General features: G+C 74.1%; 16 protein-coding genes. 11 read left to right on the forward strand and 5 right to left on the reverse strand.

Annotation, left to right across the window (positions count from 1 at the left end; all coding sequences use genetic code 11):
- The 3 genes from ACZ5DC_RS32795 to ACZ5DC_RS32805 all read left to right on the forward strand — a co-directional run bounded on the left by ACZ5DC_RS32795 (nt 1) and on the right by ACZ5DC_RS32805 (nt 5,815).
- A complete protein-coding gene (locus ACZ5DC_RS32795) occupies nt 1–1,572 on the forward strand; it encodes a sodium:solute symporter (RefSeq protein ID WP_468658785.1) in 1,572 nt (523 codons plus the stop codon).
- A 177-nt stretch (nt 1,573–1,749) separates the two neighbouring features.
- Nucleotides 1,750–2,916 (forward strand): anhydro-N-acetylmuramic acid kinase, encoded by a 1,167-nt coding sequence (locus ACZ5DC_RS32800; protein WP_468659108.1) that lies wholly within the window; start codon nt 1,750–1,752, stop codon nt 2,914–2,916.
- A 16-nt stretch (nt 2,917–2,932) separates the two neighbouring features.
- Nucleotides 2,933–5,815 (forward strand): FAD-binding and (Fe-S)-binding domain-containing protein, encoded by a 2,883-nt coding sequence (locus ACZ5DC_RS32805; RefSeq protein ID WP_468658787.1) that lies wholly within the window; start codon nt 2,933–2,935, stop codon nt 5,813–5,815.
- 305 nt (nt 5,816–6,120) lie between these two features.
- Here the strand turns inward: ACZ5DC_RS32805 and ACZ5DC_RS32810 are convergent, their stop codons facing one another.
- Nucleotides 6,121–6,699, reverse strand: a complete 579-nt coding sequence (locus tag ACZ5DC_RS32810; RefSeq protein WP_468658789.1) for a TetR/AcrR family transcriptional regulator — start codon at nt 6,697–6,699, stop codon at nt 6,121–6,123.
- 317 nt (nt 6,700–7,016) lie between these two features.
- Here ACZ5DC_RS32810 and ACZ5DC_RS32815 point away from each other — a divergent pair, with 317 nt between their 5' ends.
- From ACZ5DC_RS32815 to ACZ5DC_RS32830, 4 genes are read left to right on the forward strand one after another with little or no spacing between them, the layout of a single operon-like run.
- Nucleotides 7,017–7,598 carry a (2Fe-2S)-binding protein gene (locus ACZ5DC_RS32815; RefSeq protein WP_366753587.1) on the forward strand — a complete coding sequence of 194 codons (582 nt, stop codon included), beginning with the start codon at nt 7,017–7,019 and terminating at the stop codon, nt 7,596–7,598.
- Nucleotides 7,595–8,587, forward strand: a complete 993-nt coding sequence (locus ACZ5DC_RS32820) for an FAD binding domain-containing protein (RefSeq protein WP_468658792.1) — start codon at nt 7,595–7,597, stop codon at nt 8,585–8,587. The genes ACZ5DC_RS32815 and ACZ5DC_RS32820 overlap by 4 nt, the downstream gene beginning before the upstream one ends.
- Entirely contained in the window at nt 8,584–10,722 is a 2,139-nt protein-coding gene (locus ACZ5DC_RS32825) for a xanthine dehydrogenase family protein molybdopterin-binding subunit (RefSeq protein ID WP_468658794.1), read from the forward strand. Before ACZ5DC_RS32820 ends, ACZ5DC_RS32825 begins: the two co-directional genes overlap by 4 nt.
- On the forward strand, nt 10,715–11,875 hold the full coding sequence (locus ACZ5DC_RS32830; RefSeq protein WP_468658796.1) for an XdhC family protein: 1,161 nt from the start codon (nt 10,715–10,717) through the stop codon (nt 11,873–11,875). Before ACZ5DC_RS32825 ends, ACZ5DC_RS32830 begins: the two co-directional genes overlap by 8 nt.
- A gap of 26 nt (nt 11,876–11,901) precedes the next feature.
- Here ACZ5DC_RS32830 and ACZ5DC_RS32835 read toward each other — a convergent pair whose 3' ends face one another.
- Both ACZ5DC_RS32835 and ACZ5DC_RS32840 read right to left on the reverse strand, forming a co-directional pair.
- Complete coding sequence (locus tag ACZ5DC_RS32835; RefSeq protein ID WP_468658798.1) at nt 11,902–12,900, reverse strand: aldo/keto reductase family protein; 999 nt, start codon at nt 12,898–12,900, stop codon at nt 11,902–11,904.
- Between the two features lie 98 nt (nt 12,901–12,998).
- A complete protein-coding gene (locus ACZ5DC_RS32840) occupies nt 12,999–13,607 on the reverse strand; it encodes a TetR/AcrR family transcriptional regulator (RefSeq protein ID WP_468658800.1) in 609 nt (202 codons plus the stop codon).
- A gap of 175 nt (nt 13,608–13,782) precedes the next feature.
- Between ACZ5DC_RS32840 and ACZ5DC_RS32845 the strand changes: the two genes are divergently transcribed.
- The 3 genes from ACZ5DC_RS32845 (at nt 13,783) to ACZ5DC_RS32855 (ending at nt 16,601) form a co-directional block, all read left to right on the forward strand.
- Complete coding sequence (locus ACZ5DC_RS32845) at nt 13,783–14,736, forward strand: alpha/beta hydrolase family protein (protein ID WP_468658802.1); 954 nt, start codon at nt 13,783–13,785, stop codon at nt 14,734–14,736.
- A 194-nt stretch (nt 14,737–14,930) separates the two neighbouring features.
- Nucleotides 14,931–15,755, forward strand: a complete 825-nt coding sequence (locus tag ACZ5DC_RS32850) for an aldo/keto reductase (protein WP_468658804.1) — start codon at nt 14,931–14,933, stop codon at nt 15,753–15,755.
- Nucleotides 15,756–15,806: 51 nt separating this feature from the next.
- Entirely contained in the window at nt 15,807–16,601 is a 795-nt protein-coding gene (locus ACZ5DC_RS32855) for an SDR family NAD(P)-dependent oxidoreductase (RefSeq protein WP_468658806.1), read from the forward strand.
- Nucleotides 16,602–16,616: 15 nt separating this feature from the next.
- Here the strand turns inward: ACZ5DC_RS32855 and ACZ5DC_RS32860 are convergent, their stop codons facing one another.
- Nucleotides 16,617–19,067 carry a SpoIIE family protein phosphatase gene (locus ACZ5DC_RS32860; protein WP_468658808.1) on the reverse strand — a complete coding sequence of 817 codons (2,451 nt, stop codon included), beginning with the start codon at nt 19,065–19,067 and terminating at the stop codon, nt 16,617–16,619.
- A gap of 178 nt (nt 19,068–19,245) precedes the next feature.
- On the opposite strand from ACZ5DC_RS32860, the gene ACZ5DC_RS32865 reads away from it, so the two are divergent.
- Nucleotides 19,246–21,312 (forward strand): SpoIIE family protein phosphatase, encoded by a 2,067-nt coding sequence (locus ACZ5DC_RS32865; protein WP_468658810.1) that lies wholly within the window; start codon nt 19,246–19,248, stop codon nt 21,310–21,312.
- A 268-nt stretch (nt 21,313–21,580) separates the two neighbouring features.
- Here ACZ5DC_RS32865 and ACZ5DC_RS32870 read toward each other — a convergent pair whose 3' ends face one another.
- Nucleotides 21,581–22,483: an NADP-dependent oxidoreductase gene (locus ACZ5DC_RS32870; protein ID WP_468658812.1), complete on the reverse strand. Its 903-nt coding sequence runs from the start codon at nt 22,481–22,483 to the stop codon at nt 21,581–21,583.
- Nucleotides 22,484–22,591: the final 108 nt, after the last annotated feature.

The raw sequence follows: 22,591 nt of genomic DNA on the forward strand, positions 1-22,591 counted from the left end.
GTGCGCCAACTCGACCTCGTGGTGATCGTCGTCTATCTGGTGGCGATCGCCGTGATCGGACTGCGCCTGGCCGGCCGGCAGAAGACGGCGAAGGACTACTTCGTCGGCGAGAGCGGCATGCCGTGGTGGACGGTGTCGTTCTCCGTGGTCGCCACCGAGACCAGCGTGCTCACCGTCATCAGCGTGCCCGGCGGCGCGTACAGCGGACAGGGCTTCGGCAACGTCGAACTGGCCCTCGGCTACGTCATCGGCCGCGTCGTCGTGGCCACCGTACTCATCCCCCTGTACAAGCGGGGCGGCTTCGTCAGCGCCTACCAGTACCTCGGGACCAGGTTCGGGCTGAAACTCCAGGGGCTGGCGTCGGTCACCTTCGTCTTCACGCGTCTGCTCGCCGAGGGCGTGCGGCTGTTCGCCTCCGCGATCCCGATCAAGCTGCTGCTCGACGAGTTCGGCGTGCACGCGGGCTACCGCGTCATCATCATCGTGCTCACGGTGATCACCGTCGTCTACACCTACCTCGGCGGCATCAAGGCGGTCATCTGGACCGACGCCATCCAGATGGGCCTCTACCTGGGCGGCGCGGTCCTCGCCATCGCCGTCCTGTCCGGGCACGTCGGCGGCGCCGGCTTCTCGCACGCCCTGCACGCGGGCGAGTTCCGGCTGTTCGACACCGACTTCACCCTGGCGCACATCCTGACCAGCCCGTTCGCGCTGCCCACCGCGATCGTCGGCGGCGCGATCTTCGCCATGGCCAGCCACGGCTCCGACCAGCTCATCGTCCAGCGCATCCTGGCCACCCGCTCCCTGCGCGACGGCCAGAAGGCGATGATCGCCTCCGGCGTCTTCGTCACCGTCCAGTTCGCGGCGTTCTCCCTGGTGGGCGCGCTGCTGTGGTCGTACAACGACGGCAAGAGCTTCAAGGAGCTGGGCCTGAACAGCTCCGACAACCTGTACCCGGACTTCATCCTGCACGGCCTGCCCGTGGTGGTCTCCGGCCTGCTCGTGGCCGGCATCCTCGGCGCCGCCATGGGCTCGCTGTCCTCGGCGCTGAACTCCATGTCGAACTCGACCGTCGCCGACATCATCCACAGCTTCTTCCGCACGACGCCGTCCGAGGCGTCCCTGCTGAAGCTCGCCCGGGTGATGACGCTGGTGTGGGCGGCGCTGATGGCGGTCTTCGCCTGCGCGTTCAGCACCAGCACGGGCAACGTCTACCTGACCGGCCTGACCATCGCCGGCTACACCTACGGCGCCCTGCTCGGGGCGTTCCTGCTCGGCCGGATCGTCCGGCGCGCGGGCGAGGCCGACTCCGTGGTGGCGTTCCTGGTGACGGTCGCGGTGATGACGTACATCGTGCGTGAGGTCAAGATCGACGTGACCGTGGGCGGCGCCACCGTGCCGACGGCCATCGCCGCGCAGTGGCTGGTGCCGATCGGCGTGGTGGTCACCCTGGTCGTCGGCGGCCTGATGAGCTTGTTCCACCGCGCCCCCGAACCCGGGGCGGCCCGGCCGGCCGACGGCGAACCGGGCCCGGACGAGGGGCGGGTCGCGGCAGCCGTCCACCAGGACTGATCCCTGCCCGGCGGGGGGGCGGACCGGACCGGCACGCCCCCCGCCGCGCGCCGGACAGCGAGGACCGCACCCACCCCGGCCCCCTTCCTTCCACGCACGCCCCCGGAGGCACGCACCATGTCCCAGCCGCAGCGCACCGCGTCCGCCGAGCGGGCGGCGGACGGTCCCGAAGGCGCCATGCGGGTGATCGGGCTGATGTCCGGCACGTCGTACGACGCCATCGAGGCGGCCGCCGCCGACCTCACCCTGGACGGCGACACCCTGCTCCTGCGCCCCCTCGGCCACCTCTCCGTGCCCTACCCGCAGGACCTGCGCGCCCTGATCGCCGCCACGCTGCCGCCGGCCGCCACGACCACGCAGGCCGTCTGCGCGCTGGACAGCGGCATCGGGCAGGCCTTCGCGGGAGCGGCGGCGCGGGCCCTGCGGGAGCTGTGCGCGGGGGCGGCGGACCTGGTGGTCTCGCACGGCCAGACCCTGCACCACTGGGTGGAGGACGGCGTCGTGCGCGGCACCCTGCAACTCGGCCAGCCGGCCTGGATCGCCGAGGAGACCGGGCTGCCCGTCGTCTCCGACCTGCGCAGCAGGGACGTCGCCGCCGGCGGCCAGGGCGCCCCGCTGGTCGGCCTGACCGACAGCCTGCTGCTGCGCGCCCTGCCCGGCACCCCGGCGGCGCTGAACCTCGGCGGCATCGCCAACGTCACCGTCCTCGCGCCCGGCGCCGAACCGCTAGCCTTCGACACCGGCCCCGCCAACGCCCTGCTCGACGCGGCCGTACGGCACTTCACCGGCGACGGCGCCGCCTACGACGCGGACGGACGCCGGGCCGCCGCCGGGAACGTCAGCCCCGGACTCCTCCGCTTCCTGCTGGCCGACCCCTATTACCGCAGGCCCGCACCGAAGACCACCGGCAAGGAGCACTTCCACCTGCCGTACCTGCTGCGGGCGCTCGACGCCGTACCCACGCCCGCCACCGACGACGTGCTGGCCACGCTGGCCCGGCTGACCGCCGTGACCGTGGCCGACGCCTGCCGGGCCCACGGGGTCACCCAGCTCGTCGCCTCCGGCGGCGGCACCCGCAACCCGGTGCTCATGCGCATGATCGGCGAGGAGCTGCCCGGCGTGCCGGTGCGCCGCAGCGACGACCTGGGGCTGCCCTCCGACGCCAAGGAGGCCCTGGCCTTCGCCGTCCTGGGCTTCCTCACCGTCCACGGCCTGCCCGGCACCCACCCCTCCGCCACCGGCGCCGCCAGGGCCACGCTGCTCGGCAGCATCACCCCCGGCCTGGCGCCGCTGCGCCTGCCCGCCCCCGTCGCACGGCCGCCGCACCTGCTGCGGATCGTCTGATCCCACCCGAGGACCCATGACCCCCTCCGACGCCCCCTCCGCCGCCGCGCACGCGCCGGACCGGCCCGACCGCCTGGCCGAGCTGCTGTCCGCGTGCGTCGACGACCCGGCCAGGGTCACGACCGACGTCCCCCGCAGGGTCGCCGCCGCCCACGACGCCTCGCCGTACCTGTTCACCCCGCGCGCGGTGGTGCGGGCCGTGTCGGCGGCCGAGGTGGGCGCCCTGATGGCCGGCGCCCGCGCGGCCGGGCTGCCGCTCACGCTGCGCTCGGGGGGCACCAGCCTCGCCGGGCAGGCGGGTGGCGACGGCATCCTCGTGGACGTCCGCAGCGCGTGGCGCGCCGCCAAGGTCCTCGACGACGGACTGCGCGTGCGGGTGCAGCCGGGGCTGACCGTGCGGCAGGTGAACGCGCGGCTCGCCCGGTACGGGCGCCGGCTCGGCCCCGACCCGGCCAGTGAGTCCGCCTGCACCATCGGCGGTCTGGTCGCCAACAACTCCAGCGGCATGAACTGCGGCACCCGGGACAACGCCTACCGGACCATGGAGTCCCTCCAGTTCGTGCTGCCCTCCGGCACGGTGGTCGACACCGCGCTGCCCGACGCCGACGAGGCGCTGCGCGCCCGCGAACCCGAACTGCACGCGGGCCTGCTGCGGCTGCGCGACCGGGTGCGCGGCTCGGCCCGGTCCCGGGCCACCGTCGAGCGGCTGTTCTCGATGAAGAACACCATGGGCTACGGGCTCAACTCGTTCCTGGACCACGACGAACCGGCCGCCGTCCTCGCCCACCTGATGATCGGCAGCGAGGGCACCCTCGGCTTCGTCGGGGAGGCGGTCTTCCGCACCGTCCCGCTGCTGCCGCACACCGCCACCGGCCTGCTGGTGCTGCCCGGGCTCGCCGAGGCCACCGACGCCCTGCCCGCGCTGCTCGCCGCCGGTGCCCGCACCGCCGAACTCCTCGACGCGGCGTCGCTCCGGGTGGCGCAGCGGTCCCCCGACCCCGTCGACGAGGTGCGCGGCCTGCGCGTGGAGCGGCACGCGGCCCTGCTGGTGGAGTTCGCCGAGGAGGACCCGGGACTGCTGGCGGAGCGGGTGGCGGACGCGCGGCGGGTCCTGGACCGGCTGCCCGCCGTCGGCGACACCGCGCTCGTGGGCGACCCGCGCGCGCGGGCCCGGCTCTGGCACCTGCGCAAGGGCCTGTACACCGCCGTCGCGGGCGCGCGCCGCCCCGGCACCACCGCGCTGCTGGAGGACATCGCGGTGCCCATGGACCGGCTCACCCGCACCTGCGAGGGCCTGGCCGGGCTCTTCGACCGGTACGGCTACCAGGACGCGGTGATCTTCGGCCACGCCCGCGACGGCAACCTCCACTTCATGCTGACCCAGGACTTCGACTCCGCCGCCGAGGTCGAGCGCTACGCCCGGTTCACCGACGCCATGGTGGACCTCGTCCTGGACGCCGGGGGCACGCTGAAGGCCGAGCACGGCACCGGGCGGGCCATGGCGCCGTTCGTGCGCCGCCAGTACGGCGACGAGCTGTACGACGTCATGCGTGAGCTGAAGCGGCTGTGCGACCCGCACGGGGTGCTCAACCCGGGTGTGCTCCTGGACGACGACGCGAGCGCGCACCTGCGCAACCTCAAGAGCATCCCGGAGGTCGACCCCGCCGTCGACGCGTGCGTCGAGTGCGGCTACTGCGAGCCGGTGTGCCCCACCGCCGACGTCACCACGACACCGCGTCAGCGCATCGCCCTGCGGCGCGAGATCGCGCTGGCCACGGCGGCGGGGGACGAGGAGCGGCGGCGCGCGCTGGTGGAGGACTACGGCTACGCGGCCGTCGACAGCTGCGCGGCCGACAGCCTCTGCGTCACCGCGTGCCCGGTCACCATCGACACCGGGGCGGTGATGAAACGCCTGCGCGCCGAGGGACACGGTGCGGTCGCGCAGCGCGCGGGGGACACGGCGGCCCGGCACTGGGGGACCGCCGTCAAGGCCGTGCGCGCCGCCCTGAATACAGCGCACGCCGCCCCCTCCCCCGTGCTGCGCACCGCGACCGGCGCGCTGCGCCGGCTGGGGGCGGGCGAGCTGGTGCCGGCCTGGAGCGACGACATCCCGCGTGGCGGCCCCGCCCGCCCCGCGCCCCGCCGGCCGGCCGGAGCCCGCGCGGTGTTCTTCGCCGCGTGCATCGGCAGTCTCTTCGCCCCGGAGGCCGGCGGACAGGGCAGCCCCGGCGGGGCGACCGGCGCGGCCGGGGCCTTCCTGCGGCTGTGCGCGCGGGCCGGGGTTCCCGTCGCCGTGCCCTCCGGGCTGGACGGGCTGTGCTGCGGCACCCCCTGGCAGTCCAAGGGGTACACCGCCGGGTACGGCACCATGGCCGCGCGCACCCTGGAAGCGCTGTGGGAGGCGAGCGGGCACGGCCGGCTGCCGGTGGTGTGCGACGCCTCGTCCTGCACGCACGGCCTGGACCAGCTGCGCGACGCCGTCCCGGAGTCCGACCGCGCCCGCTTCGCCGCGCTGCGCTTCGTCGACAGCGTGGTCTTCGCCGCCGAGCACCTGCTCCCGGCCCTGCCCGAGCCCCGGCGCCTGGGCCGCCTCGCCCTGCACCCCACCTGCTCCACGGTGCACCTCGGCGTCGAGACCGCCCTGCGCACCGTCGCCGCGGCGGTGAGCGACGAGGTGACGGTCCCCGACAGCTGGGGCTGCTGCGCGTTCGCCGGGGACCGGGGTCTGCTGCACCCGGAGATCACCGCGTCGGCCGTCGCCGCCCAGGCGGCCGAGCTGAACGCGGTCACGTACGACGCGTACGCCTCCTGCAACCGCACCTGCGAACTGGGCCTGACCCGGGCCACGGGGCACCCCTACCGGCACGTCCTGGAACTCCTCGACGAGGCGACGGCCTGAGGGGCGTGAGGGGGACGGCGTGAGGGGGGCACGGCGGCCCCGGCCCGGGGCGGCCTCCCCGCCGGGGGGCAAGGCGCGCGCCCCCTGCCGGCGGCCGTCGACGCGCCGCGTCGCCCCTCGCTACCGGGGCCATCACCGGCTCGGAGCCTCACCCGCGAGGCGGGCCCGCCCCGGCCCCCTCCGGGCGACGCTTATCCCTGGGGCCGCAGGGCCCGCCGGCCCGCAGCCCGGAACCGCTTCACCCCAGGCCGCCCCGGTCCGGCCGCGCCCCACCGTGAGGCGACCCACCCGAATTCGGCCGCACCTCACGTCCCGCGCGCCCCGCCGCGCAGTCCGTCCATGACCAGGTCGAGGAGGCGGGCGGCGCGGGGCTGCCAGTCGTCGTGGGGGTCGAGTTGCCACAGGCCCGCTATGGCGAGGAAGAAGTCGTCCGAGGTGACTCCGGGCCGGATGGTGCCCGCCTCCTCGTTGGCGCGCAGCAGAAGCTCCGCCGCGCGGGCCACCGGGGTGGGCGACGGCTTGGCGGGGCCGCCCGGCGCGCCGGTGACCTGCCGTATCGCGTCGGCCAGCCCGGCCTTGGCCATGGCGAACTCGGCGAGCCGGTCCATCCAGGCGCGCAGGGCCTCGTCGGGCGCCCGGCCGGCGAGCAGGTCCTCCGCGCTGTCCGCGACCTGCCGCATCTCGTGGCGGTAGATCTCCAGGACGAGTGACTCGCGGTTGGGGAAGTTGCGGTAGAAGGTGCCCTGCCCTACCCCGGCCTTCTTGGCGATCACGCTGAGCGGGGCGTCGGCGCAGCGCGACAGCTCGGTGAGCGCCACCTGCAGGATGCGCTCGCGGTTGCGCTGTGCGTCCGAGCGCCGGGGTGAGTCCTTCTGCTGCGGCACTCGTCCTCCTCACGGCGTGGCCGAACCTCGCCCTTGCTAAGCGGACAAGTGTCCGTTACGTTTCCTGTGACCGGACAGTTATCCGTTTAGCTTCACCATAGCGGCTGGGGCCGCCGCGCGGCAGGCGTCGGTCGCCCGCACCGGGGTCCCAGCCCCCGGCACCCAGACCGGCACAGCGCCCTGCGAACACGCCCTTAGAACCCGCACCTTCGCCCCGTCCGTCACGGCACACACCGCGCGGCACGCACCGCACGACACCCCCCGCGCCGGCCCCCGGCAGCCGGCCCCCGTTCCTGGAAACGCGAAAGAAGCAGCCCATGGCCTCATCGACGTCCAGTGTCATCACCCTGAAGATCAACGGCGAGAAGTACACACTGCCCGTCGACCACCGCACCACCCTGCTCGACGCCCTGCGCGAGCGTCTCGATCTCACCGGCACCAAGAAGGGCTGCGACCAAGGGCAGTGCGGGGCCTGTACGGTCCTGCTGGACGGACGCCGGTCCGTCGCCTGTCTGCAACTGGCCGTGGCGGCCGAGGGCCGCGAGATCACCACCATCGAAGGCGTGGCCGACGGCGACCGTCTCCACCCCGTGCAGCAGGCGTTCCTCGACCTGGACGGCTTCCAGTGCGGGTACTGCACACCGGGCCAGATCTGCTCGGCGATCGGGATGATCGAGGAGCACGCGGCGGGCTGGCCGAGCGCCGTCACCGAGGACGTCCGCCCCGAAGCGGGGCCACCACCCCTGACCGCCGAGGAGATCCGCGAGCGGATGAGCGGGAACCTGTGCCGTTGCGCCGCGTACGTCTCGATCGTCGACGCGGTGGCCCGCGCGGCCGGGGCCCGTTCGGACGAGGCCCGCGCGCACTCCGCGACGGGCGCCGAGGAGGCCGTGGCATGAGGGAGTTCGACTACCAGCGGGCGCACGACGTCGCCGGGGCCGTCGCCCTGCTCGGCGCCGATCCGGACACCCGCTACCTCGGCGGCGGCACCAACCTCGTCGACCTGATGAAGACCGGAGTCGAGCGGCCCGCGCGGCTCGTCGACATCCGCGAACTCCCGCTGGACGAGATCGAGACAACGCCGGAGGGCGGCCTGCGCATCGGCGCCACCGTCACCAACGGCGACCTGGCCGCCCACCCCGAGGTCCGCCGCCGCTACCCGGCGCTCGCCCAGGCGGTGCTGGCCGGTGCCTCCGGGCAGCTGCGCAACATGGCCACGGTCGGCGGGAACCTGCTCCAGCGCACCCGCTGCGGCTACTTCGCCGACGTCACCCAGCCCTGCAACAAGCGGGTGCCCGGCAGCGGTTGCCCCGCCATCCAGGGCGAGCACCACAACCACGCGATCCTGGGCGCCTCCGAGCACTGCGTGGCCGTACACCCCTCGGACATGGCCGTCGCCCTGACCGCCTTCGACGCCGTGGTCCGGTTCGAGACGGCCGACGGGCCCGGCCGGCTGCCGCTCGCCGACTTCTACCTGCCCGTCGGGGACACCCCGCACCGCGAGACCGCCCTGCCGCCGGGCGCGCTGATCACCGGCGTCACGCTGCCGCCCGCCCCGGTCGCCGCCCGCTCCCGCTACCGCAAGGTCCGCGAGCGCGCCTCCTACGCCTTCGCCATCGGCTCCCTCGCCGCCGCGCTCGACGTCCGGGACGGCGTCGTCCAGGACGCGCGCCTGGCCCTCGGCGCCGTGGCCTCCCGTCCGTGGCGGGCCGCCGCGGCCGAGCGGGTCCTGACCGGCGCTCCGGCCACCGCCGAGACCTACGCCGCCGCGGCGGACGCCGAGCTGGCGGCGGCCCGGCCGCTGCCGCACAACGGGTACAAGGTGGACCTCGTCCGCAACCTCGTGGTGGCCGTCCTGACCGAACTCGCCGAGGAGACCGCACGATGACCGCCGTCACCACCGGAACACCCGCGCAGGCGCCCGCCGTCGGCACCGGCCACACCCGTGTCGAGGGCAGGGACAAGGTCACCGGAGCGGCCCGCTACGCGGGCGAGGTGCCCTTCGCCGGCCTCGCCCACGGCTGGCTGGTGCTGTCCACGGTCGCCCGGGGCCGCATCACCGCCCTCGACACCGAGCCCGTCCTCGCCATGCCGGGCGTCCTGGCCGTGCTGGACCACCGCAACGCGATGCGCCTGGAGACCGACTACACCGGTCTGATGGGCATGCGTCCCGACCCGACCTGCGCGGTCTTCCAGCACGACCGGGTGCCGCACCGGGGCTGGCCGGTGGCGCTGGTCGTCGCGGAGACCTCCGAACAGGCGCGGGAGGCCGCCGAGGCCCTCGTCGTGCACTACGAGCAGGAGCCGCACGACGTCGAGTTCACCGGCGGGCGCCCGGACGCGTACCCGCTGGACGGCCACATGCCGGCGGTGACGGAGAAGGGCGACCTCGATGCCGCCCTCGCCTCCTCGCCCGTCGTCGTGGACGCCGAGTACACCACCCCCGAAGAGCACCACAACCCGATGGAGCCGCACGCGGCGACCGCCCGCTGGGACGGCGGGCAGCTGGAGGTGATCGACTCCAACCAGGGCGTCACCTGGGTCTCCGGCGAACTCGCGAACCTCTTCTCGCTCGACCCGGCCTCCGTGCGGGTGCGCTCCGAGCACGTCGGCGGCGGCTTCGGCAGCAAGGGCGTCCGCGCCCACCAGGTCGCCGCCGTGATGGCCGCGACCGTCCTGCAACGGCCCGTGCGGGTGGTCCTCACCCGGCGCCAGATGTTCTCGCTGGCCGGCTACCGCAGCCCCACCACCCAGCGCGTCCGGCTCGGCGCCGGCCCCGACGGACGGCTGCGCGCGCTGGAGCACAGCGCCGTCAGCGCCACCTCCACGGTGTACGAGTTCATCGAGCCCAGCGCCGGGGTGGCGCGGGTGATGTACGACGCCGAGGCCCACCACACCGCCAACCGCCTCGTACGGCTCGACGTGCCGACCCCGACGTTCATGCGCGCCCCGGGCGAGGCACCCGGGTCGTTCGCGCTGGAGGCGGCGCTCGACGAACTCGCCGAGAAGTGCGGGATCGACCCGGTCGAGCTGCGGCTGCGCAACGAACCGGACAAGGGCCCGGTGTCGGGCCTGCCGTTCGCCGGCCGCAACCTGGCCGCCTGCTTCCGGGAGGGCGCCCGCCGGTTCGGCTGGGCGGACCGGGACCCGCGCCCCGGGATGCGCCGCGACGGCCGCTGGCTGCTCGGCACCGGTACGGCCGCGGCCTCGTTCCCGGCGGGCGCCATGCCGTCCACCGCCGCCGCGACCGCGCACCCGGACGGCACCTTCACCGTGCGGATCTCCGCGGCCGACATCGGCACCGGCGCCCGTACCGCGCTCACCCTGGTCGCCGCGGACGCCCTCCAGGTGCCGCCGGAGCGGATCGAGGTGCGCATCGGGGACAGCGCCTTCGGCCCCGCGATGATCGCCGGTGGCTCCATGGGCACCCGCTCCTGGGCCTGGGCGGTCCGGACCGCCGCCGGTGAACTGCGCGAACGGCTGGCCCTCGGCGCCGACGTCCCGCCGGAGGGGATCACCGTGCGCTCCGACACCGCCGAGGCCATCGCGGCCCTGCCGCGCGCCGAACGGCACTCCTTCGGCGCGCAGTTCGCCGAGGTCGCCGTCGACGTCGGCACCGGTGAGGTGCGGGTGCGGCGCATGCTCGGCGTCTTCGCGGCGGGCCGGATCGTCAACCCGCTCACCGCCCGCAACCAGCTGCGCGGCGGCATGATCTGGGGCATCTCCATGGCCCTGCACGAGGAGGCCCACCGGGACCGCGCCTCGGGCGGCCATGTCGGAGCCGACCTCGCCGGCTACCACGTGGCCACCCACGCCGACGTGCCCCGCGTCGAGGCCGACTGGATCGACGACCCGGACCCGGACGACCCGGTCGGCATCAAGGGCATCGGGGAGGTCGGCATCGTCGGCGCCGCCGCGGCCGTCACCAACGCGGTCTGGCACGCGACCGGCGTACGCCACCGCGCCCTGCCCATCCGGCCCGACCGGGTCCTCACGGCCGCCGCGGGGGCGCCGGATGCTTGACCTGGCCGAGGAGCTGCGCCGCTGGACCGAGGAGGGCCGGGAGTTCGCCGTCGCCACCGTGGTGGCGGTCGGCGGCAGCGCGCCGCGCGGTCCCGGCGCGGCCCTCGCCGTCGACAGCGCGGGCACCGTCATCGGCTCGGTCTCCGGCGGCTGCGTGGAGGGCGCGGTCTACGACCTGTGCCAGGAGGCACTGCGGACCGGGGAGAGCGTGGCCGAACGGTTCGGGTACAGCGACGAGGACGCCTTCGCCGTGGGGCTGACCTGCGGCGGGACGATCGACGTGCTGGTCACGCCGGTGACCGGCGACGCCCTCGTGCGCCCCGTCCTGCGGCCGGCGCTGTCGGCCGCAGGACGGGGCGAACCGGCGGCCCTCGCCCGGGTCGCCCGGGGCCCCGCCGAACTCCTCGGCCGGGCCCTGCTGGTCCGGTCCGACGGCACGGTGGAGGGCGGTCTCGGCGGCCGTCCGGAGCTGGACCGGGTGGCGGCGGCCGAGGCCCGCGCGCTGCTGGAGGCGGGCCGCACCGGCACGGTGGAGCTGTCGGCGGAAGGCTCGCACTGCCGTGGCGGTGTGACGCTGCTGGTCGAGTCGAACGTGCCGCCCCCGCGCATGATCGTCTTCGGCGCGGTGGACTTCGCGTCGGCGCTGGCCCGGGCCGGAAAGTTCCTCGGCTACCACGTCACCGTGTGCGACGCCCGCCCGGTCTTCGCCACGCCGGACCGCTTCCCGGACGCCGACGAGGTGGTCGTCGACTGGCCGCACCGCTACCTGCGGAGCACCACGACCGACGCCCGTACGGTCCTGTGCGTGCTCACCCACGACGCGAAGTTCGACGTGCCGCTGCTGAAGGTGGCCCTGCGGATGCGGGTCGCGTTCGTCGGGGCGATGGGTTCGCGCCGCACGCACGAGGACCGCGACCGGCGTCTGCGGGCGGAGGGCCTCACCGAACGGGAGCTGTCCCGCCTGCGCTCACCGATCGGCCTCGACCTCGGCGCCCGCACACCGGAGGAGACCGCCCTGTCCATCACGGCGGAGATCGTCGCCGCCCGGCGCGGCGGAACGGGAGCGCCGCTGACCGGCGGCACGACGCCGATCCACCACGAGAGCGGACACGGGACGGGACACGGGGACGGCGGGCGGGCGGCGGTCGCCTGACGGACCCGCCGCCGGTGCCCGGCCGGTCAGCGGTGCAGGACGCCCCGCCGGGCGCCGGGGGCGAGGGTCGGTTCGGTGACGGGGACGTCGCCGAGCGCCCGGTCGACAGCGGTCAGCAGGTCGTCGGACAGGTCCACGCCGGAGGCGCCGGCGTTGGCGTGGACCTGTTCGGGGCGAGAGGCGCCGGTGATGGCGGAGGCGACTTCGCCACGGCGCAGGACCCAGGCGAGCGCCAGCGTGGCCATGCTCATCCCGGCCTCCTCGGCGATCGGGACGAGCCGCTGGACCGCTTCCAGGGTGGCGTCGCTGTGGACGAGGTCCTTCGAGACGGCCATGTCGGCGGAGGCGAAGCGGCTGCCTTCCGGTACGGGCCGCCCGGGCTCGTACTTTCCGGTGAGGACGCCCTGGGCGAGCGGGGACCACACGATCTGCGAGATGCCGTGGGCGGCGCAGAGTCCGAAGACCTCGGCCTCGGGGGCCTGCCAGAGCATGGAGTACTGCGGCTGGGAGGAGACGAACAGGCCGGGGCCGGCGACGTCGACCGCGGCCTGGATCTGTTCGGGGGTCCACTCGCTGAATCCGATGTAGCGGGCCTTGCCCTGCTCGACGACCTTCCGGAACGCCTCGACGGTGTCCTCGACCGGCACGGTGGGGTCGAAGCGGTGCGCCTGGTACAGGTCGACGTGGTCGGTTCCGAGCCGGGTGAGGGAGGCGTCGATCTGCCGGGCGATCTGCGCCGGGGACAGGCCCTGGTCGGCCGGGTCGTCCGACATCGGGAAGTAGACCTTGGTGGCCAGGACGTAGGAGTCGCGGGGGTGGGCGGAGAGGATCTCGCCCCACGCGGTCTCGGCGGCCCCTCGGCCGTAGACGTTGGCGGTGTCGAAGAAGTTGATGCCGGCGTCGAACGCCGCCTCGGTGCAGGCGCGGGTCGCGTCCGCCTCGATGCCGCCGGAGTAGGTGAGCCAGGACCCGAGGGAGATCTCCGAGACGTCCAGGTCCGAACTGCCGAGCTTGCGGTAGCGCATGGGTGCTCCTTGCTCTCGTCGTCTTCCGGTGGTTCCCGGTGGGCGGGGGCGCCCGGTCCAGGATCACGCCCGGCCGGAGGCCGCCGCGACCTCGGCGGTCAGCCCCGCGCCGACGGCGGTGCCTGGAGTCCCTTCAGGAGCAGGGCGACCAGGCGGCGGGGGTCGTAGCGGGGGTCGTTGTCGGCGCCGACGCAGAGGTTGCCGATGCCGCGCATCAGTTCGTACGGCTCGACGCCGGGCCGGATCTCCCCCGCCTCCACCGCCGCGTCGAGCAGTTGCCCGGCGACGGGCAGCAGGCGGTCGAGGAAGTAGGTGTGGAGCGCGGCGAAGCCGCTGCCGTCCGGTTGCGGTGTGTCGGCGAGCCCGTGCTTGGTGACCAGGAAGTCGATGAAGAGGCCGATCCACTGGTGCAGCGCCGCGAGCGGCGAGCCAGTGCCGGCCAGCAGGCGCGGGCCCGCTTCGGCGCACTCCTCGACCTGGTGCCGGAAGACGGCGACGACGAGATCGGCCCGGGTCGGGAAGTGCCGGTAGATCGTCCCCATCCCGACGCCCGCCCTGGCCGCGATCTCGCGGATCGGCGCGTCGACGCCGGAGGTCACGAACACCTCGGCGGCGGCGGCCAGCAGCTTCTGCTGGTTGCGCACCGCGTCGGCCCGCTTGCCCGGGCCCGCGCCCGGCGCCGGTCCGGTCTGGCCTGAAGTGGACACCGCTCTGCCTCCCTGCCTCTCGCCGCCGCTAAGCGGAACAATGTTCCGCATGCACTTGTGAAGCGGAACGACGTTCCGTATCGTAGTCGCCAGTCAAGCGGAACAACGTTCCGTTTCGTTCCGGCCGATGCCGGACCCGTTCCGGCCGTTGCCGGACCCGAGGAAGGCCGCATCCATGAGCGCATCCGCCTCCACCGTCACCCCGCCGGCCCCCGTGCTCTCCTACAGCCCGGTGGTGCTGACCGTGCCCGGACGTCCCGTCGACCTCCAGGTGCGCGTGACCGCACCGGCGACCGGGACCGGACTGCCCGTCGTCCTGCTCTCGCACGGACACGGCAGCTCGAACAACCTGTCCTCCCTCAACGGTTACGCGCCGCTCGCCCACCTCTGGGCCGCCTCCGGCTTCGCCGTCGTGCAGCCCACCCACCTCAGCTCCAGCACGCTCGCCCCGCTGCTCGCGGACGCTCCCGGAGCGCCCTTCTTCCTGCGTTCCCGCGCCGAGGACATGACCCACGTCCTCGACCGTCTCGAAGCGATCGAGGACGCCGTACCCGGACTCGCCGGGCGCCTGGACCACGGCAGCGTCGCCGTGGCCGGGCACTCGCTCGGCGGTTTCACCGCGAGCCTCCTGCTGGGCGCCCGTTTCACCGACCCCGACGACGGCGGCGAGGTGCGCCTGCCCGAGCCCCGGATCAAGCGGGGCGTGCTGCTGGCCGCGCCCGGCCGGGGCGGTGACGCCCTGAACGGGTCCATGGCGGAACGGCTGCCGGCCTTCAGGACCCTCGACTTCTCCGCCATGACCACGCCCGCGCTGGTCGTCGCCGGGGACAAGGACGACTCGCGGCACTTCACGGACATGGGCCCGGCCTGGCACGCCGACCCGTTCCACCTGGCCCCGGCCCCCAAGACGCTGCTCACCCTGTTCGACGCGGAGCACGGGCTGGGCGGGGTCGCCGGGTACGACGCCGCCGAGACGACGGACGAGCACCCCGGCCGGGTCGCCGCGCTCGCCCGGCTGACCTCCGCCTACCTGCGCAGCGCGTTCGACCCGGGCGACAGCGCGTGGCGGGACGCGCAGAACGCGCTGACCACCGGCCCGGACGCGTTCGGGCGGGTGGAATCCAAGTAGGCGCACCCCTTCCAGGACTGCTTGCGTTTGCGCGTATACCGCGCCTGCAACTATTGTCGGCGACCGTAAGGCGTGCGCGCATTGATCGCTCACGCCTGGAACGTACAACGGCCGCCTCGGACGGTGCGACGGGGGTACCCAGACGGGACGCCCTCGCACCCGGTATGCGGCGCACTCCCGGAAGGACGGCACACATGAACCCGACCCCGAACGTGAAGCTGAACAACGGCATCGAGATGCCGCAGCTCGGCTTCGGTGTCTTCCAGGTCCCCGACGACGAGACCACCGCGGCGGTCACCACCGCGCTCCAGGCCGGGTACCGCAGCATCGACACGGCCGCGATCTACGGCAACGAGCGTGGCGTCGGCCGGGCCATCGCGGAGTCCGGCATCGCGCGCGAGGAACTGTTCGTCGCCACCAAGCTGTGGAACGAGGACCAGGGCTACGACGCGGCCCTCGCGGCCCTCGACGCCTCCCTCGACAAGCTCGGCCTGGACTACGTCGACCTCTACCTCATCCACTGGCCCGCCCCGGCCCGCGACCTCTACACCGACACCTGGCGGGCCTTCGAGAAGATCCTCGGCGAGGGCCGCGCCCGGGCCATCGGCGTCTCCAACTTCCAGGTGGCCCACCTGGAGCGGCTGATGGAGAACTCCGGCGTCACTCCCGCGGTCAACCAGGTCGAGCTGCACCCCGGCTTGCAGCAGGAGGAACTGCGCGCCTTCCACGAGCGGCACGGCATCGCCACGGAGGCGTGGAGCCCGCTCGCGCAGGGTGCGGTCCTCGGCGACCAGGCGGTGACGGACCTCGCCGCGAGGTACGGCGTGAGCCCGGCACAGGTCGTGCTGCGCTGGCACCTCCAGATCGGCAACATCGTGATCCCGAAGTCGGTGACGCCCGAGCGCATCCGGCAGAACCTGGACGTCTTCGGCTTCGAGCTGACCGAGGAGGACCTGCGGAGCCTGGCCGCGCTGGACCGGGGCCTGCGGACCGGTCCGGACCCCGACACGTTCAACTGAGCGCCGTACCACCCCCGCCCCCCACACCCGTACCTGTCGAGGAGGTTCGCCATGCACATCGACCTGACCGGCCGGACCGCGTTGGTCACCGGCTCCACCCAGGGCATCGGCCAGGCCATCGCCGTCGGCCTCGCCCGCGCCGGCGCGCGGGTGGTCGTCAACGGCCGTCGCGGTGAGACCGTCGAGAAGGCCGTGCAGGAGGTCCGGGCCGAGGCCGGCGCGGCCGATGTCGTGGGCGCGGCCGGCGATCTGGCGACCGCGGACGGCGCCCGGGCCGTGCTCGACGCCGTGCCCCGGATCGACATCCTCGTCAACAACCTCGGGATCTTCGGCGCCGCCCCGCCGCTGGAGATCGAGGACGCCGAGTGGGTCCGCTACTTCGAGGTCAACGTGCTGTCCGCGGTCCGGCTGATCCGCGCCTGCCTGCCCGGCATGCGGGAACGCGGCTGGGGCCGCATCGTGAACGTCGCCAGCGACTCCGCCGTGGTGATCCCGGCGGAGATGATCCACTACGGCATGACGAAGACGTCCCTGCTGGCGGTCAGCCGCGGTTTCGCCAAGGAGGCCGCCGGCAGCGGTGTCACCGTCAACTCCGTGATCGCCGGGCCCACGCACACCGGCGGCGTCGAGGACTTCGTACGGCAACTCATCGGGGACGAGCTGGGCTGGGAGGAGGCGCAGCGCGAGTTCATGGTCAAGTACCGGCCGCAGTCCCTGATCCAGCGGCTCATCGAGCCCGAGGAGATCGCCAACATGGTCGTCTACCTCAGCTCGCCGCACGCCTCCGCCACCACGGGGGGCGCGCTGCGGGTCGACGGCGGCTACGTGGACTCCATCCTGCCCTGACCCGTGTCCGCCCGCTCACGGGAGCTCCTGTTCCGCCCAGATGATCTTCCCGTCGGGTGTGTACCGGGCTCCCCAGCGATGGGCGAGCTGGGCCACCAGGAACAGCCCCCGGCCGCCCTCGTCGGTGCTGCGGGCGTGCCGCAGCCGCGGGGCGGTGCTGCTGCCGTCGGAGATCTCGCAGGTCAGGCGGGCGTCGCGGAGGAGGCGCAGCCGGATCGGCGGGGCCGCGTAGCGGATGGCGTTGGTGACCAGTTCGCTGACGATCAGTTCCGTCGTCACGGCCAGGTCCCCGAAGCCCCATGCCTCCACCTGGCGGGCGGCGCGGGTCCGGACGTCGGCGACGGCGGCCGGGTCCGCCGGGACGCCCCAGGAGGCCACCTGGTCGGGCCGTACCGTGTGCGTGCGGACCAGGAGCAGGGCGATGTCGTCGGACCGGGGGCCCGGGGCGACGCGCTGGACGGCGGTCCGGCACAGGGAGTCCAGGTCGGTGCAGGGACGGGCCAGGGCCTCGCCCAGCCGGGCCATGCCCGCCTCCACGTCGCGGTCGGCCGCCGCGATCAGGCCGTCGGTGTAGAGGCCGAAGAGGCTGCCCGGGGGCAGTTCGATCTCGCCCGTCTCGAATCCGATGCCGCCCAGCCCGAGGGGCGGACCGGCGGGCGGGGTGGGGAAGGCGACGTGTCCGTCCGGTGTGACGAGGACGGGCGGCGGATGGCCGGCCCTGGCCATCGTGCACCGCCGGGTGACGGGGTCGTAGACGGCGTACAGGCAGGTCGCCCCGAGGAACGCGCTCGCGCCGTCGTCGGCCGCCCCGTCGCCGGTCTCCTCCTCGCTGAGCCGGAGCACCAGGTCGTCGAGATGGGCCAGCAGGTCGTCGGGCGGCATCTCCAGGTCCGCGAGGGTCTGTACGGCGGTGCGCAGCCGGCCCATGCCCGCCGCCGCCGTGATGCCGTGACCGACCACGTCGCCGACCACGAGTCCCACGCGGGCACCGGAGAGCGGGATCACGTCGAACCAGTCGCCGCCCACCCCGCCCGCCGGGCCCGCGGGCAGGTAGTGCGAGGCGACCTCCAGCGCGGTGCCGCCGCTCAGGGCGTGGGGCAGCAGACTGCGCTGGAGCGTGACGGCCGCCATGTGCTCCCGGCTGTAGCGGCGGGCGTTGTCGACGCACAGCGCCGCCCGCGCCACCAGTTCCTGGGCCACCAGGACGTCGTCGGGCTGGAACGAGACGGGGTTGACCGAGCGGACGAACGTGGTGAGGCCGAGGACCGTGTTCCGGGCCCGCATCGGCACGGAGACGAGGGAGTGCAGTCCGAACTCCCGGGCGCTGCCGACCCGGTCGGGCTCCAGGTCGTCGGCCGGGTCGAGCACCGGGACGAGCGTGGGCTCACCCCTGATCAGCATGCCGGGGTCGCGCGGCGGAGGCAGGAAGTCCACCCGGTCGCCGATCCGCGCCGCGGCCTCCGGGCAGCCCTCCCGTACCGAACTCATCCCGGCGCGGCGCAGCACCGGCCGCTCCGGCGCCGGTCCCGCGCCGGCGAGCCACGCCCCCTGTCCCGCCGTGCCGAGGACGGGCTCCAGGAGGTCGACGACGACGAAGTCCGCGAGGCGGGGCACGGTGAAGTCGGCCAGCTCCTGGGCCGTGCGCATCACGTCCAGCGTCCGGCCGATGCAGGTACCGGCCTCGTTGACCAGCGACAGCAGCCGGCGGGCGTTCCACCGCTCGGTGACGTCCAGCACCATGCAGCAGACGCCGGTGACCGACTCGTCCGCGTCCACCAGGGGGAAGAAGGAAGTGGAGTAGGCGTGCCGGCGGTGGGGGTCGCACCAGCTCCATCCGACGTACTCGTAGTCGGTGACCGGGACCCCGGTCTCCAGGACCTTCCGCATCAGCCCTTCGAGGGTGTCGGTCCGCAGCCCGGGCAGCAGTTCGCTCAGCCGGCGCCCCAGCCGTTGTTCCCGGGGCACGCCGCCCAGGCGTTCCAGGGTGTCGTTCAGCCACACGTAGCGCAGCTGCCGGTCCACCACCGCCATGCCGACCGGCGAGCGGGTCAGGAAGCCGTCGAGGACCGACTCGCCCATGGACCAGCGCTGCCGTCGCTCGCGCGCCGAGACCAGGAAGCACTCCTCGCCGTGTATGCGGAAGACGGCGGACACCCGCAGGTCGACCTCGAACCGGTGTCCGTCGCGGTGCCGTACGGGGACGAGGCCGCTCCATCCCTTCCCGGCCCGGCACCGTTCGGCGATGCCGGCGACGCGCACGGGGTCCTCCGGCACGGCCGCCAGGCGCGCGGCGGACCGGCCGGTGACCTCCGCCGCCGGGTAGCCGGACAGGTCCTCGGCGCCCCGGGTCCAGCCGAGCACGATGCCGCGGCCGGACAGCACGCCTGCGGCGTCGGAGGACGCGTCGAAGGGCTCGCGTGCGCCGGGGGGCGTGCGGGGATCGGAGCCGTTTCGCACAGGATTCATGAGGTTCTTCCTTTACATGACTATGGTCCTGCTTGTGCGGTTGATACGCACGGTCCCGTGGGCGGGAAGCGGGGCTGTATCGCCCCCCGGGAGGAGCGGGGGCAGCATGGAAGGGGCCGGGTCCGGCCGGGACCGGGACCTGGGCCGGGCGCCGCCGGCCGGGACAGGAGGCTCAGGGATGACAGCCGAATCCTTCCCGTCCGACGACGGCGCCTACGACGCCGACCGGCCCCGGCGGACCAGCCTGCTGGACGTGCTCAGCGTGGCCGCGCTGGTCCTCGACACCGACGGGCGCATCGTGTTCTGGACCCCGCAGGCCGAGGACCTGTTCGGCTACTCCGCGCACGAGGCGCTCGGCCGACCGGCGGCCCGCCTGATCATCCACCCCGAGCACCTGCACGGGGTCGTCAAGCTGTTCGCGGAGGTCATGGAGACGGGCCGGAGCTGGGCCGGCGCGTTCCCCATCCGGCACAAGGACGGCAGCACACGCCTGATGGAGTTCCGCAACATGCGGCTGCTCGACGACCTCGGGGACGTCTACGCCCTCGGGCTCGCCGCCGACCACAGTCTGCTCCAGCGCGTCGAGACCGACCTCGCCCTGTGCGAGCGGCTGATCAACCAGTCCCCGATCGGTCTCGCCCTCATGGACCCCGACCTGCGGTACCTGCTGGTCAACCCGGCGCTGGAGCGGATCGACGGCATCCCCGCCGAGGACCACCTCGGCCGCGGGCTGCGGGACACCCTGCCCTTCACCGACATCGACACCGTCGAGTCCGCGCTGCGCCAGGTGCTCACCACCGGCACCCCGCTGCTCGACCAGTACCACGTGGGCCGGCCCCGCTCCGACCCCGAGCACGAGCACGCCTGGTCGCTGTCCTTCTACCGCCTGGAGGACCCGGGCGGGCGGGTGCTCGGCGCCGCCGCGTCGGTCGTCGACGTCACCGAACGGCACCGCGCCGCCGCCGAGGCGGACCGGGCCCGACGCCGGCTGGCCCTGATCGCCCACGCCTCCACGCGCGTCGGCACCAGCCTGGAGGTGGAGCAGACCGCCGCCGAGCTGGCCGAGATCGCCAGCCGGGAACTGGCCGACGTGGTCGCCGTGGACGTACTCGACTCCGCCCTGGCCTGCCGCCGCGTGCGCGAGCCGGCGGGCGGCCCGGAGCTGTTCCGCGCCCTCGCCCTGAGCGCGGCCCACCCCACCGTGGCGCTGCGCGCGGCCGACCACCCCGGTGACCTGGCCTCCTACGACGGGGACCGCCTGGTCACGCTGTGCGTGCACACCGGCCGGCCGGTCCTGGTGCGGCACGTCGGCGAACGCGATCTGCGGCGGATCGCCCGGGACGCCGAGGCCGCGGCGCTGCTCGCGCGCTCCGGCGTCCACTCGTATCTCGCGGTGCCGCTGATCGCCCACGGCGAGGTGCTGGGCGCCCTCGACCTCAAACGCACCCGCACTCCGGCCCCGTTCGACGAGGACGACGTCATCCTGGCCGGCGAGCTGGCGAGCCGTGCGGCCGTCGCCATCGACAACGCCCGCTGGTTCCAGAGCGTGCGCAACACCGCGCTGACCCTCCAGCGCAGCCTGCTGCCCGACCACCCGCCGCACCACACCGGCCTGCTCCTGGCCTCCCGCTACCAGCCGGCGCAGGCCACCAGCGAGGTGGGCGGCGACTGGTACGACGTCATCCCCCTCACCGGCGACAAGACCGCCCTGGTCGTCGGGGACGTCATGGGCAACGGCATCGACGCCGCCGCCACGATGGGCCGGCTGCGCACCGCCACCTGCGCCTACGCGGACCTCGACCTGGACCCCGGCGAGGTGCTCCAGCACCTGGACAAGATCACCTGCGATCTGGAGCACTACATCGTGACGTGTCTCTACGCCGTGTTCGACCCGCACACGCGACAGTGCCGCATGGCCAACGCGGGACACCTGCCGCCCGCGCTGGCCCGCCCCGGCGAGGAGGCGAGGCTGCTCGACCTGCCCTGCGGTGCCCCGCTCGGTGTCGGCGGCATCCGGTTCGAGACCGCCACGGCCGAGCTGGGGCCCGGCGACCTGCTCGTGCTCTACACCGACGGCCTCGTCGAGACCCGGCAGCACCCGATCGACGACCGGCTGAACGCCCTGCTCGGTTTCCTCGACGCACCCGAGCGCCCCCTGGAGGAGACCTGCGACCTCCTGCTGTACGGCCTGCGGCACCCCGACGACCACGACGACGTGGCCCTGCTCGTGGCGCGGGCCCTGTAGGCGGCCGGCAGCGTGGTGGTGCCAGCCGCGCCAGGTGCGGCCTTCGAAGTGGTCCAGGCCCAGGCCGTGGTCGGCTGGAACGATCGTGCAGGCATGCCTCACCCTGTGCTCGCCAACGGCGCAGCCACTTCCGCCGCCATCCCGGATGGCACCGCCACACCGGTCGACCGCCACAGCACCAGGCATGCACACGCGGGCAGGAACAACCCCGGAGAGGTCTTCGGTCCCACGGACGACGACCGCGGCACATCGCGCCCCGCAGGCGAACTCAGTCGAGGGTGAGGATGATCCGGTTGCGCACTTCCCGGCTCTCCAGGAGCCGGTGCGCCTCGGCCGCGTCCGGCATCGGCAACGGGTACCGCTCCTTGATGCGGAGCCTGCCCTCGGCGAAGAGCCGCAGGCCTTCGCCGACCGCGTCAGCCGCGTGCTCGACGGTCGGCCCCGACAGTGCGACGCCGAAGCGGGCCGCGTCGTGGTCCGAGAGCGTGATGACCCGCTCCGGGCCGCCGGCCAGCGCGACGGCGTCCGCCAGCACCCCTGTCCCTGCGGCGTCGAAGACGGCGCCCACCCGCCCTGACGCCCTTACCGCGCTCACCAGTGCGGCGCCGTAGCGCACCGGGAGGGCTCCCAGTTCCTCGGTGAGCGCGTCGTCCTGCGGACCGACGGCGCTGACCACCTCGGCGCCCATCATCAGGGCCAGTTGCACTGCGATCAGGCCGACGGAACCGCCGCCGCCCAGCACCAGCAGCCGCTCACCCTGCACGATGCGGAGCCGGCGAAGGACGCGGGCCGCAGCCTCGACGGAGCCGGGGATCGCGGCGGCGTCCGTCCACGACACGGACGCGGACTTGTGCGCCCAGACGGACGCCAGCGCGTACTCGGCGTAGCCGCCGCGCCCCAACAGGAAGGCGGCGACCTCGTCGCCCACGGCGGTACCCGTGACACCGGGCCCCACGGCGTCCACCGTCCCGGCGACCTCATAGCCCAGGACCGCGGGGTCGCCCAGCGGGAAGCGGAGCGCTCCGGAGCGGATCGCGAGGTCGGTCGGGCTGATTCCGGCGGCTTTCACGCGAATCCGGATCTGGCCCTCGGCGGGCTCTGGCATGGGCACCTCGGCCCACCTCAGCACGGACGGCGGACCGTATCCGTTCATCACCACGGCACGCGACATCAAGTTCTCCTTCAACGCTCGGGCGGGGCAAGGCGACGAAGGTGACCGCCACCGCCGGCTCGCCCCGGTCCACGCCAGTGTGGCGGCAGCACCGCCACGAGCCATCAG

It is taken from the genome of Streptomyces sp. NPDC031445 (assembly GCF_055581365.1).

Coding starts and splice junctions, on each gene's coding strand:
- ACZ5DC_RS32870 (WP_468658812.1), bottom strand. CDS start 22,483: ATGTCGCGTGCCGTGGTGATGAACGGATACGGTCCGCCGTCCGTGCTG.
- ACZ5DC_RS32850 (WP_468658804.1), top strand. CDS start 14,931: ATGAACCCGACCCCGAACGTGAAGCTGAACAACGGCATCGAGATGCCG.
- ACZ5DC_RS32805 (WP_468658787.1), top strand. CDS start 2,933: ATGACCCCCTCCGACGCCCCCTCCGCCGCCGCGCACGCGCCGGACCGG.
- ACZ5DC_RS32815 (WP_366753587.1), top strand. CDS start 7,017: ATGGCCTCATCGACGTCCAGTGTCATCACCCTGAAGATCAACGGCGAG.
- ACZ5DC_RS32825 (WP_468658794.1), top strand. CDS start 8,584: ATGACCGCCGTCACCACCGGAACACCCGCGCAGGCGCCCGCCGTCGGC.
- ACZ5DC_RS32845 (WP_468658802.1), top strand. CDS start 13,783: ATGAGCGCATCCGCCTCCACCGTCACCCCGCCGGCCCCCGTGCTCTCC.
- ACZ5DC_RS32830 (WP_468658796.1), top strand. CDS start 10,715: ATGCTTGACCTGGCCGAGGAGCTGCGCCGCTGGACCGAGGAGGGCCGG.
- ACZ5DC_RS32860 (WP_468658808.1), bottom strand. CDS start 19,067: ATGAATCCTGTGCGAAACGGCTCCGATCCCCGCACGCCCCCCGGCGCA.
- ACZ5DC_RS32865 (WP_468658810.1), top strand. CDS start 19,246: ATGACAGCCGAATCCTTCCCGTCCGACGACGGCGCCTACGACGCCGAC.
- ACZ5DC_RS32800 (WP_468659108.1), top strand. CDS start 1,750: ATGCGGGTGATCGGGCTGATGTCCGGCACGTCGTACGACGCCATCGAG.
- ACZ5DC_RS32835 (WP_468658798.1), bottom strand. CDS start 12,900: ATGCGCTACCGCAAGCTCGGCAGTTCGGACCTGGACGTCTCGGAGATC.
- ACZ5DC_RS32820 (WP_468658792.1), top strand. CDS start 7,595: ATGAGGGAGTTCGACTACCAGCGGGCGCACGACGTCGCCGGGGCCGTC.
- ACZ5DC_RS32855 (WP_468658806.1), top strand. CDS start 15,807: ATGCACATCGACCTGACCGGCCGGACCGCGTTGGTCACCGGCTCCACC.